Here is a 12,483-nt window from a genome sequence, read left to right on the forward strand (position 1 = left end):
CCCTCCGCTCGGATTGCTTGATGCGATATTAATTACGGCCCCGGCTTCTGCCGGGGACGCTCGGGCTGCCGGTGCCGGTTGGAGGCGCTAAAATAACGCGGGCGGGTCGACAACGCCCATCGCGGCAGGCGGAAAATGTTGTCCTTCTGATCCTCGGCGATAAAGGGGGCGAACGGCGCCATGTAGGGAATGCCGAAAGAACGCAGGCTGCATAGATGCAAAACCATGACGATCGTGCCGATGAGAATGCCGTACAGACCGAACGAAGCTGCGAGCATCATGTACAAAAAACGGATCATGCGGACGGAGATGCCCATCTCGTAGGACGGGATGACAAAGTTGGCTATCGCCGTGATTGAGACGACGATGACCATGGCGGGCCCGATCAGGCCGGCTTCCACGGCCGATTGTCCGATGACGAGCGCGCCTACGATGGATACGGCCTGGCCGACCGTTTTGGGCAGCCGGATGCCGGCTTCCCGCAAGATCTCGAATGTGATCTCCATGAGGACCGCCTCCACGAATGCCGGGAAAGGAATGCCTTCTCTCGCGGCCGCGACGCTGATCAGCAGCGGTGTGGGGATCATCTCCTGGTGAAACGTCGTTACCGCGATATAAGCGGACGGTCCGAACAAGGCGATAAAAAAGCAAATATAGCGCAGCAGGCGAATCAGCGTGCTGATATCGGCGCGGTGATAATAGTCCTCCGGCGTCTGGAAAAAATGAGTGAACAGCGCCGGGACGACAAGCGCGAACGGCGTACCGTCCACCAGTATGGCGATCCGTCCCTCCAGCAGACCGCCGGCCACGGCGTCCGGCCGCTCCGTGTTGTACACCGTAGGGAAGGGCGTGTATGTCTCGTCCTCGATCATCTCCTCGATATAGGCGCTCTCGAGAATCGAGTCGATGCGGATCCGATCCAGCCGCGACATGACTTCCTTTACGGTTTTCTCGTCGACGATGCCCTTCACGTACATGATCGCGACGTCGGTCTTGGTGACTTCGCCGATCTGTCTCGTCTCCATCCACAGGCTGGTGTCCTTGATCTTCCGCCGGACGAGAGCCGTGTTCGTGCGCAGCGTCTCGGAGAAGCCTTCGCGCGGTCCTCTCAGTACAGCCTGCGTCGAGGGCTCCGTGACCCCGCGGTCCCGAATATTGCCCGTGCCCGCTGCGATCGCCTCTGTCTCGCCCTCCAGCAGGATGACGGCATCGCCCGACAGGATCGAGTGATACAGCGTCTCATAGTCGGACACGCCGTTGATATTGCCTATCTTCAATATATGCTCGCGAATCAGCTGCAGGGGAGAGACCCCCGGCGCGGGCGCCAGCACGGCCTGCAGCTCGCCGCTGTCTATGAGCAGAGACTCCATCAGGTTGGTCGGGTCGGCGAGCCCTTCTATGTAGACTACAGCGGCTTGGCACGGCTGCCGATTCAGCATGATCGCAAATTTTCTCAGTACGAGATCGTTGCTCCCGCCGAGCGCCTCGCTGACGGTCCGCAGGGACCGCTCCAGACTGCCCGCGATCGGAACGGGCCCGCCGCCGCCGTCTTCCCGGAGCGCAAGCGCGACCCGCGTCTTTTTGCGAAGCTTCTTGAACGGGTATAAGAAAGAGACCATGCGCACCACCTGCAGGTTGTTTTTACTAATATCTCCACAATCTTATTTTTAAACCGCGCATGCCCGATGCCAGTCGCACACTTGCGGACTGCGACGTCGGGACTTGCGATTGCGGGTGAAAAGGAGATAATAAAAGAATCGAAGGGTTCGCAAAGATAGGAGAGACGGGATGAGCGCAGAACAGCCGATCATCCGCTTTGAGCGGGTAACCAAACGGTACGAGGATGGAGAGACCGTGCTGAAGGAAGTGAGCTTCGAGATCAGGCGCGGGCAGTTCTATACGCTGCTCGGTCCGTCGGGCTGCGGCAAGACGACGATCCTGCGCCTGATCGCGGGCTTTCAGGAGCCGTCCGCGGGCGAGATTTATTTTGACGGCCAAGTGATCAACCGCGTGCCGGCCAACGAGCGTCAGGTGAACACGGTGTTCCAGGACTATGCGCTGTTCCCGCATCTGAACGTGTTCGAGAACGTCGCGTTCGGCCTGCGCATCAAGCGTTTGAAGCAGGCGGACGTCGAGGCCAAGGTGCTCGAGGCGCTGCGCTTCGTCAACCTGAAGGGTTACGAGAAGCGGCAGATCACCGAGCTGTCGGGCGGCCAGCGGCAGCGGGTGGCGATCGCGCGGGCGATCGTCAACGAGCCGCAGGTGCTGCTGCTCGACGAGCCGCTGTCCGCGCTCGATCTGAAGCTGCGCACGGAGATGCAGTACGAGCTGCGCGAGCTGCAGCGGCGGCTGGGCATCACGTTCATATTCGTCACGCACGACCAGGAGGAAGCGCTGGCGATGTCGGACGAGATCTTCGTCATGAAGGAAGGGACGATCCAGCAGAGCGGCACGCCGACGGACATCTACGACGAGCCGATCAACCGCTTCGTGGCGGACTTCATCGGAGAGTCGAATATCGTGGCCGGACAGATGGTGCGCGACTACGAGGTGCGCTTCGCGGACCGCACGTTCGAATGCGTGGACGGCGGCTTCCGGCCGGACGAGCCGGTCGAGATCGTCATCCGGCCGGAGGATCTCGAGATCACGCCGCCCGAAGCTGGCAAGCTGGTCGTGAGGGTCGACTCGCAGCTGTTCCGCGGGGTCCACTACGAGATCATCGGCTACGACGACGCGGGCAACGAGTGGATGGTGCATTCGACGAAGCGCGCCACGGTCGGCGAGCGCATCGGCCTCGGCTTCGATCCGGAGGCGATCCATGTCATGCGCTTCGGCGAGACCGAGGAAGAGTTCGACCGCCGGCTGCTCGCGTACGAGGAGACCGCCAATGAACGCTAAGCGCAATGTGTATCTGGCGCCGTATCTGGCCTGGATGGCGCTGTTCATCGTCATTCCGATCGCTCTCATCGTATACGATTCGTTTTTCGACCTCGACGGCGGCTTCACCTTCGGCAACTACGAGAAGTTCCTGACGCCGATCTATTTGAAGATGACGGTCAGCTCGATCTGGTACGCCTTTCTGATCACGCTGTTCTCGCTGCTGGTCGCCTATCCGGCTGCCTATGCGCTGACGCGGATGAAGCACAAGCAGCTGTGGCTGCTGCTGCTCATCCTGCCGAGCTGGGTCAACCTGCTGCTCAAGGTGTACGCCTTCCTCGGCATCTTCGGCACATACGGCTTCGTCAACGGCGCGCTCGAGGCGCTCGGAATCGGCCGCCAACAGATATTGTTCACCGACTTCAGCTTCGTGTTCGTATCGGTCTATATCTTTATTCCGTTCATGATCCTGCCGGTCTACAATGCGCTTGAGGACCTGAACCCGTCGCTCGTGTTCGCGGCGCGCGATCTCGGGGCGTCCGGCTGGACGACGTTCCGCAAGGTCGTCTTCCCGCTCACGCTGGACGGCGTGAAGGCGGGCTGCCAGGCGGTATTCATCCCCGCGCTGTCGCTGTTCATGATCACGCGGCTCGTCGCGGGCAACCGGGTCATCACGCTCGGCACCGCGATCGAGCAGCACTTCCTCGTCACGCAGGATTGGGGAATGGGGGCGGCGATCGCGGTATTCCTCATCATCGCCATGGTCGTCATCATGCTGCTGACGGGATCGGGTCAAGCTAGGAGGGTCAGATGAGCGCATCTAGAAGATTGCAGTCGGCATATCTGATCGTCGTGTTCGCGGTTCTGTATGCGCCGATCGCCTATATGGTATTCTATTCGTTCAACAGCGGCGGCACGATGCACGGGTTCGAGGGCTTCACGCTCGAATATTACGGCGAGGTGTTCCAGGACGCGCGCCTGCTCATCATCGTGCTGAATACGGTCGTCGTCGCGCTGCTGTCGTCGACGATCTCGACGATTCTCGGCGTCGTCGGCGCGCTCGCCATCATGCGCGCGCGGACCAGGCGCTCGCGCAATGCGCTGCTGTCGATGAACAACGTGCTCATCGTCAGCCCGGACGTCATCATCGGCGCCTCGCTGCTCGTCATGTTCACGATGGCCGGCATCCGGCTCGGCTTCACGTCCGTGCTGCTGTCCCATATCGCCTTCAGCGTGCCGATCGTCGTGCTCATGGTGCTGCCCAAGCTGCAGGAGATGAGTCCGACGCTCATCGACGCGGCGCGCGATCTGGGCGCGACCGGCTGGCAGGTGCTGTCGCGGGTCGTCGTGCCGTTCATCAAGCCGGGCATTTTCGCCGGATTTTTCATGGCGCTCACGTATTCGCTCGACGACTTTGCCGTCACCTTTTTCGTCACCGGCAACGGTTTCTCGACGCTGTCCGTCGAGATCTACTCGCGCGCGCGGCAGGGCGTGTCCCTGTCGATCAACGCGCTGTCGGCGCTCATCTTCCTGTTCACGCTGCTGATCGTGCTCGGCTATTACGTGCTGAACCGGCGCAGCGCGAAGCGCCTCGGGACGGGGGTGCCCAGATGAACAGCCTGATCCGGACGTTCGTCGCCGTCCTCGTCATTGCGGGCGGCCTGCTATTCGCTATCAACAGGCTCAACTCCTCGCAGGGCTACTCGGGTGCGGATACGCTCACCGTGTATAACTGGGGAGACTATATCGATCCCGACCTGCTGGACAAGTTCAAGGCGGAGACGGGCATCAAGGTCATCTATCAGACGTTCGATTCGAACGAGGCGATGATGACCAAGATCGAGCAGGGCGGCACAACCTTCGACATCGCGGTGCCGTCCGACTACGCCATCGGCAAGATGCGCCAGGAGAACCTGCTGCTGCCGATCGATCACGCCAAGCTGCCGAACCTCGCCAACGTCGATCCCCGTTTTCTCGATCAGTCGTTCGATCCGGGCAATGTCTACTCGATCCCTTACTTCTGGGGTACGGTAGGCATCGTGTACAACCCGGCGCTGGTCGGCGATCTGAAGTTCGACAGCTGGGACGATCTGTGGGACCCGTCGCTCAAGAACAACATCCTGCTCGTCGACAGCGCGCGCGAGGTGATCGGGATGGGGCTCAACAGTCTCGGCTACTCGCTCAACGATACCGACGAGACGCATCTGCAGGAGGCGCTCGCCAAGCTCAAGAAGCTGACGCCCAACGTCAAGGCGCTCGTCGGCGACGAGATCAAGATGCTGCTCGCGGGCGAAGAGGCGGCCGTCGGCCTCGTATGGTCCGGGGACGCTTCGGAGATCATGGACGAGAACGACCAGCTCGACTACGTCATCCCCAAGGACGGCTCGAACCTGTGGTTCGACAACATGGTCATCCCCAAGACGGCCCGCAATCTGGACGGCGCGCTCAAGTTCATGAACTTCATGCTCGATCCGGAAAATGCGGCGCAAAACGCCGAGTACGTCGGGTATGCGACGCCGAATGCGAAGGCGCTGCCGCTGCTGCCGGCCGAGATCGCGGACGACAAGCGCTTCTACCCCGAGCCCGCGCTCACGGACAAGCTCGAGGTGTACGACAACCTGGGCAAAAAAATGCTGGCGCACTACAATGAGCTGTTCCTGGAATTCAAGATGCACAAAAAGTAAAAAGATGGGTAAAAATCATTTGGAAACGCAAGCGGAAGGAGAGAGCGCATCAATGAGTCAAAACTTGGAGAAAGCGACGTTCGCGGGGGGCTGCTTCTGGTGTATGGTCACGCCGTTCGACGAGCTGCCCGGCATTCACGGCATTGTATCCGGCTATACGGGCGGCCATGTGCCGAATCCGACCTACGAGCAAGTGTGCTCGGAGACGACGGGCCATCAGGAAGCCGTGCAGATCACGTTCGACCCGGACGTCTTCCCGTACCGCAAGCTGCTCGGCATCTACTGGCAGTCGGTCGATCCGACGGACGGCGGCGGCCAGTTTTTCGACCGGGGGGAATCTTACCGGCCGGTGATCTTCTATCACAACGAGGCGCAGCGGCAGGCGGCGGAGGAGACGAAGGCCGAGCTGGATGCCAGCGGGCGCTTCGATGGGCCGATCGCGGTGACAATCGAGCCGGCCTCAGAGTTCTATCCGGCCGAGGAATACCATCAGGACTATCACAAGAAAAATCCGCTGCGCTACAAGATGTACCGCAAGGGCTCCGGCCGCGACGCCTACATCAAGCAGCACTGGAACACCGACAAGGACAAGGAGGCGCTGCGAGCGCGTCTCACCCCGCTGCAGTTTGAGGTGACGCAGAACAATGCGACCGAGCATCCGTTCCGCAATGAATTCTGGGACAATCATAGCGAAGGGCTGTACGTCGATATCGTATCCGGCGCGCCGCTGTTCAGCTCCAAGGACAAGTTCGATTCGGGCTGCGGCTGGCCGAGCTTCGCGAAGCCGCTGGAGCCGGGCGGCGTCCGCGAGGAAGAGGACCGCTCGCACGGCATGTTCCGCACCGAGGTGCGCAGCCGCGAGGCCGACGCTCATCTGGGGCATGTATTCAACGACGGACCGCGCGAGCTCGGAGGTCTGCGTTACTGCATCAACTCCGCTTCGCTTCGCTTCATCCCCGTCGAGGACCTGGAGCGCGAGGGCTACGGGCGGTACAGGAGCTTGTTCGAGCAGACGTGAACCGCCGTCTAACTATCATCGGGACCGTTAGCAGCTATGCGCTGCCTGACGGTTCTTTTGTTTGGAATCATGTCGACGAGAAAGATTTATGCTTGAAGCGCCGGGTCGATGCCGACTCCGGCGCTTTTTTCGTTCGCATCCACCCTATGGCCGCTTCGCACCGGTTTGTTTTAAGTTCATTTCTTCTATTTCTTCCCGCCATGCGTCGAATCGCATGAATCGACGCAAATTGAAGTATACAAAGTCCGCGGCAGGACGCTAGATTTAGGCTGCGGCAGTATTGTGGGCTGCATCGCGCCGACCGCTTTCGGGACCGGAGCGCTGGACGCGCAGCATTCGTTAAAGGAGATCGAAGGATGAAGAAACTGAAAGTCGGACTGATCGGCTTGGGAGAGATCGCCCAAATGATTCATTTACCGATCATGCAATCGCTGCCCGAGCTATACGAGATCGTCGCATTGTGCGATATCTCTCAGCGGCTGTTAGACGTAATAGGGGAGAAGCACCGCGTAAAAAACTTGTACACAAACGCTTCGGATATGCTCGACCAAACCGGGTTGGATGCCGTATTCGTGCTGAATAACATGGAGTATCATACGGAATGCACTGTCGCGGCGCTCCAAAGAAATCTTCATGTATTCGTGGAAAAACCCATGTGCGTAACCGAAGCGGAAGCCTGTGACATCATCAAGGCGCGGAATGCATCGAATGCACAGGTGATGGTCGGGTATATGCGAAGGTTCGCGCCGGCTTACCTGCGCGCGCTGGAGGAGGTACGGGCACTGGGTCAGATCAATTATGCGCGCGTGCGCGACATGATCGGGCCGAACGCGTACTTCACCGGTCAATCGGGCATTCATGTATACCGGTTCGGCGATATTCCCGCCGAAGCCGGCCGGGATCGCAAGGAGAGAAATACAAGGCTGATGCAGGAAGCTGTCGGCGAAGCCTCTGACGAAGACTATGCCGCGTACGGTCTGCTGCTGGGCTTGAACAGCCACGATATATCCGCCATGCGCGAGATGCTCGGCATGCCGATACGCGTAAAGGCGGCCTCTTCCCGGCAAGGCGGCAGATTCAAGAATGCCATCCTGGAATACGACGGTTACGATGTCATGTTCGAGACCGGCGTCGACCAGCAAGGGCGGTTTGACGCCCATATCGAAGTTTACGGCGAGCGCAGATCGGTACGGGTACAGTACGATACGCCGTATTTGCGGCAGTTGCCGACGACGCTGCAGATTCGGGATACGACCGGAGATGCGCTGGAGGAGACGGTTATCCGTCCGACTTACAAGGACGCGTATACGTGCGAGCTGGAATATTTCTATGAGGTAGCCGCGAACGGCTTGTCTCCCAAGACGACGCCGGAGGACTACCTGCAGGATCTGACGATTATCAAAATGATCATGGACGCGGTCAGACGGGGGGCATAGAGATGGGCGAGAGGGGGACGCGCGACGCCAGGCAGGCGGACGCGAATATGAGGGTCGGCGGGGACGCCGCACCGGACCTGAGATGGCTGCCCGTGCCCGGCGAGCCGGTCCGCGTGACCGGCTTGCCGTGGCTGGAGCAGGACGGCGTCTTCCGAAGGCTCCCGGTCCGGCCGAGCCACCCGATCCGTCCGGAGGTGGACAGGCTGGCGAATTATACGACTGGCGTGCAGGTTCGATTCCGGACGGATTCTCCGAAGCTATACGTGCGGGTGGAGTTGGCGGACAAGTACAGCATGTACCAGTTGGCGGCTACGGGCCAATGCGGAGTAGATTGTTATATCGGCGGGCTTGGCGATCAAAAGTACATCAACACGACGCGATTCGACTTCACCCAAACCGAGTATGTCTCCGTCCTGTTCGACGCTCTCCCGAGCGGGCTGCGGGATATTACGCTTAATCTTCCTTTGTATCAAGGCGTGGAGGCGTTATGGATCGGGGTCGAGCCTGCTTCGGAGATGGCCGAGTTTCCGGGCTTCCCCACGGACAAGAAGGTGCTGCTCTATGGCACCTCGATTACCCACGGCGCCTGCGCGACCCGTCCCGGCATGGCTTACCCTAATATTTTAAGCCGGATGTTCCCAATTGAATTCGTGAATCTCGGTTTTTCCGGCAATGCGCAGGGAGAGCCCGAGCTCGCCCATCTCATCAGTCAGATCGCTTCTCCGGCCATGCTCGTTCTGGACTATGAGGCGAACACGCCGAGTACGGAGCGGCTAAAGGAATCGCTGCCTGAATTCATCCGGATATACCGCAGCCGCCACCCCGAAGTGCCGATTCTTGTACTGTCGCAGATTCGCTTGGCTAGGGAGTCATTCGACGTCGCCGTGGCTTCCCGCCGCGACGAGCGCAGACGGATTCAGCGAGAAGAGGTCGAGCGGCGCCGGCTGGCGGGAGACGGTCACATTCATTTTGTCGACGGCACGGATCTGCTCGGGGAGGCGGATCAGGACTGTACGACGGACGGCATCCACCCTTCGGATCTGGGTTATGACCGCATCGCAAGCAGACTTCGGCCCGTACTGGCCGAGCTGCTCCGTCCAATCGTTGAAGTATAAAAGGAAGGGGCTGCCGATATGAGAAGGTCCGAGACCAACAATAGACTCCGCCGGGTTACGCTAGAGATGAGTCTAAAGCCTTTTACAAGCATGGCCCTGCCTGCGATCGAAGCGGTATGCGAAGAAGCGATCCGGCAATGGCTGCCGTTGATCGACATGGCGGAAGGCTGCTCGATGCTGCTGTGGGTGGCGGACGGCAGCGAGATTCTCGAGTGGGACGGGAACGAGGGGCGCGAGATCGAGTGGGGGCGGTACATCGGCTTTGCGAACGAGGAACGGTTCGGGCATATCCAGCCGAACGACCCGCGGATCGCCAAGCTTTACCGTCCCGATGCCTGCGCGATTACATACAGAGACTTGCGGACGATCGTGGCGGCGTTCAAGCGGATCGCCCGCGACCGGTTCGGCGTCTCGATGGAAGTGGGCGCCACCTTCGACGCCGGGCCCGAGTTCGCCTACTCCGACTTCAAGTACACGCGGCATCCGGAGATCAACCGGGCGAAGCTGGGAGGCAAGGAGGTCGCGCTGAAGGCCGACTATACGGTCGTCTGCACGTGGTCGGAGCTCCGCGAGGACAAGGTCGCGTATGCGGCCTACCCGGACGGCATTCCCGAGGGCACTCCGTTCGGCGAATTTCTCGGCTGTCAGTGCGCCAGCTTCCTCCCGGCGCTCGGCTTCGATTATATTTGGTTCTCGAACGGCTTCGGCTTCTCCTATTTTCCGTGGACGTATCTGGGAGCGAACTATGACGGAACGTCGATGCCGACGGCGGACTACCGGGAGCTCGCGGACCGAACGCTGTCTTTCTGGGAGCACTTCAAACGGGAATGTCCCGGCTACCGCACGGAGGTGCGCGGGACGAACTTCGGGACGGGGATGGATCTGGCCAAGGACTTCATTCCGCTGCAGGAAATGTACCGCAGAAACTATATCGAGCTGCCGCCTCCGAATTCGCCGTGGGGTGCGCTGAACTTCGATTTCGGCCTGGAGATCGCGTCCTATATGTCCCGCATCGCGGTATTGCCGGGCGAGACCTACCCCTATCGCTTCTATCCGAACGATCCCTGGTTCTGGCAAAATCCGTGGTGGGATCTGTACGACCGGGAGCCGCACGATATTTATTGCCCGCTGTCGGTCGCCCGGATGAATGGCGAAGGTGAGCTTGAGAATCCGGGCATCGTCGAGCTGCTGACGATCGACACGGAAAAAGGCGAATTGAACGCGGATTGTCCTGCGGAGGTGATCCCCCACCTGCGCCGGGCGATCCTGGACTTTCCCGACCAAGCGGGCGTTCTTACCTGGCTGTATCCGTTCAGCGAGTACCATGCCGCCGTCGAACGATCGGCGGAAGCCGCCAAGGCGATCTTCTTCGAGGAATGGTTCGTGCGCAACGCGGTGAACGAGGGGCTGCCGCTCAATACGGTGCTCAGCACGGACGACTTCGCGGCGATGAGCGGCGAGACGCGCGAACGATTGCGGGAGACGATCCTCTTCACGCCGGCCTCCTGGCTGACGGGCGCCAATGCCGGACGGCTGGCCGCCTTCGTCCGGGAGGGCGGCAGAGCGATCGTTTACGGCAGCGTGGAGGATCGGGAGCTGCAGCAACTGCTGAATCTCCGGCAGGATGAGGGACTCCAGGGCGAGATCGCGCTCTCCTGCACGCTGCCGCAGGACCGATTGTCCGAGGCGTCCGACGCCTCCTCCGTCTTCCTGCACGATCCGCTGCTCGGCGGAGGCGCGCTTGACGAGGTGCTGGAGGACGCGGACGATGCGGCGACGAAGATATGCGCGACGGGCAGTCAAGAGGGGAAGGTTCGCATCTTGGCGCTGACGCGGGAACTGCCGGGGTGGAACGGCGGCAAGATTGGCTGGGTGCGCGGCTCCTTGCCCTTCGAATCCGGCGGCGTGTCCCATCTGCCGAACCGGCAGCCCGAGCGGTTCACGGACCTCTCGGTGCTGGCCAGACAGCTGCTCGCCGAGTTCGGGTACGAGCTGCAGCAGGCCAAGCAAGCGCAAGCGGATAAGCCGGCGCTCCTGTTCGTAGCGCGCCGCGACAACGGCTTTTTCTTCACGGGCTGCCGCCAGGACACGTCCGTAACCCTTCGCCTGCGATTTCCCGAAGGGGTTCCCGCGATCGTGGGCCAGACGACGATCGCGGGCGAAGGAGCCGCGCCGTATGCGCCGGACCGCACCTTCCACGACGAATGCCGCGTCTTCGTCAAGCAGCGCGAGACGACATCCGTCTCCTGCCGGGAGCTCTCGCCCGTTCCGACGCCAAAGAAGAATACAGAACGAATGCTCTTCGTCGCCGGTCTGCGGGAAGCGGATCTGACGATCTACCCGCCGCTGGCAAGCCTGCATGCGGGTCGCGTAGAAGTGCGGGGAGAGACTGCGTATCTGGATCTTGCGGACTGCATCCGGGGCGATCGGCTCGTACTGACGAATATCAGCGGCGCGATCGAGATCACATGGTAGAGCCGGTAGAGAAGCAGACAGGGGGAGTTAAGGTGAAGCACAAGTTTGCCGTGCAGCTGTACACGCTGCGCAAGGAATGCGAGCGGGATTTTCCCGCTACGCTCCGAACGCTCGGCCGGATGGGCTGGGCCGGCGTCGAGACGGCCGGCCTGCACGGCCATGCGGCCGAGGAGATCGCGGAGATACTTCGCGAGGCGGGGCTGAAGACGGCGGGCATGCACATATCCGTCGAGCGTCTGCGCGCCGAGACGGAGAGCGTCAAGGCGGAGGCGAGACTGCTCGGTACCCGCCGGTTGATCTGTCCGTCCGTGCCGCATGAATGGCGCAACGAGCAGGGCTACGTCCGGCTGCGCGAGGAATTGAACACGGCTGCGGGCGAGCTGCGGGACGAGGGGTTCACGGTTTCTTTCCACAACCATGCTTTCGAGTTCGAGACGCGCGTCGGCGCGACGGACGCCCTGACGTATCTGCTCGATCCCGCGCCGGACAATGCTATATTAGCGGAGATTGATGTATACTGGGTGAGCAAAGCCGGAAAAGACCCGGCGGCGTTCGTGACGCCGTATTGCGGCCGCATGCCGACGATGCACCTGAAGGACATGACCCGCGACGAACGCAGAACGTATGCCGAGATCGGAACGGGCCTCATCGACTTCGAGCCTTTGCTCCTATGGGGAGAGCGCAGCGGCGTGGAATGGTATGTCGTGGAGCAGGACATCTGCGAAGGCGACGCGCTGGATAGCGTGCGGATCAGCCTGGACAACCTGCATGCGCTGGCGGACAGGCTTGGCGTCTAGCCTGCAATAGCGGCTACAAAGCAAGGGGCTGGCGGATGCCGGTCCTCTTCGGCATTTTGCACGCAAGGCAGCGAAGACTGT

Annotated in this window: 10 protein-coding genes; 9 read left to right on the forward strand and 1 reads right to left on the reverse strand. The window is 60.9% G+C overall.

All coding sequences use genetic code 11. The annotated features are described in order from the left end of the window. Positions 1-32: 32 nt before the first annotated feature. Positions 33-1,619, reverse strand: a complete 1,587-nt coding sequence (locus tag VQ071_RS24690; RefSeq protein WP_340516920.1) for a spore germination protein — start codon at positions 1,617-1,619, stop codon at positions 33-35. Between the two features lie 169 nt (positions 1,620-1,788). On the opposite strand from VQ071_RS24690, the gene VQ071_RS24695 reads away from it, so the two are divergent. From VQ071_RS24695 to VQ071_RS24735, 9 genes are all read left to right on the forward strand, one after another. Then, positions 1,789-2,898 (forward strand): ABC transporter ATP-binding protein, encoded by a 1,110-nt coding sequence (locus VQ071_RS24695; RefSeq protein WP_340516921.1) that lies wholly within the window; start codon positions 1,789-1,791, stop codon positions 2,896-2,898. Then, the gene (locus VQ071_RS24700; protein WP_340516922.1) at positions 2,888-3,691 is read left to right on the forward strand and encodes an ABC transporter permease; all 804 of its coding nucleotides are present in this window, start codon (positions 2,888-2,890) and stop codon (positions 3,689-3,691) included. Before VQ071_RS24695 ends, VQ071_RS24700 begins: the two co-directional genes overlap by 11 nt. Then, positions 3,688-4,491 carry an ABC transporter permease gene (locus VQ071_RS24705; RefSeq protein ID WP_340516923.1) on the forward strand — a complete coding sequence of 268 codons (804 nt, stop codon included), beginning with the start codon at positions 3,688-3,690 and terminating at the stop codon, positions 4,489-4,491. The genes VQ071_RS24700 and VQ071_RS24705 overlap by 4 nt, the downstream gene beginning before the upstream one ends. Further along, a complete protein-coding gene (locus VQ071_RS24710; RefSeq protein WP_340516924.1) occupies positions 4,488-5,561 on the forward strand; it encodes an ABC transporter substrate-binding protein in 1,074 nt (357 codons plus the stop codon). The genes VQ071_RS24705 and VQ071_RS24710 overlap by 4 nt, the downstream gene beginning before the upstream one ends. A gap of 52 nt (positions 5,562-5,613) precedes the next feature. Further along, entirely contained in the window at positions 5,614-6,579 is a 966-nt protein-coding gene (msrB, locus tag VQ071_RS24715) for a peptide-methionine (R)-S-oxide reductase MsrB (RefSeq protein WP_340516925.1), read from the forward strand. Positions 6,580-6,935: 356 nt separating this feature from the next. Further along, on the forward strand, positions 6,936-8,015 hold the full coding sequence (locus tag VQ071_RS24720) for a Gfo/Idh/MocA family oxidoreductase (RefSeq protein WP_340516926.1): 1,080 nt from the start codon (positions 6,936-6,938) through the stop codon (positions 8,013-8,015). A 2-nt stretch (positions 8,016-8,017) separates the two neighbouring features. Beyond that, positions 8,018-9,130, forward strand: a complete 1,113-nt coding sequence (locus VQ071_RS24725) for an SGNH/GDSL hydrolase family protein (protein WP_340516927.1) — start codon at positions 8,018-8,020, stop codon at positions 9,128-9,130. A gap of 66 nt (positions 9,131-9,196) precedes the next feature. Beyond that, on the forward strand, positions 9,197-11,605 hold the full coding sequence (locus VQ071_RS24730) for a hypothetical protein (protein WP_340516928.1): 2,409 nt from the start codon (positions 9,197-9,199) through the stop codon (positions 11,603-11,605). A gap of 32 nt (positions 11,606-11,637) precedes the next feature. Next, positions 11,638-12,402 (forward strand): sugar phosphate isomerase/epimerase family protein, encoded by a 765-nt coding sequence (locus tag VQ071_RS24735; RefSeq protein ID WP_340516929.1) that lies wholly within the window; start codon positions 11,638-11,640, stop codon positions 12,400-12,402. Positions 12,403-12,483: the final 81 nt, after the last annotated feature.

The sequence above is a fragment of the Cohnella sp. 56 genome (assembly GCF_037963805.1).
Taxonomy (GTDB): Bacteria; Bacillota; Bacilli; order Paenibacillales; family Paenibacillaceae; genus Cohnella.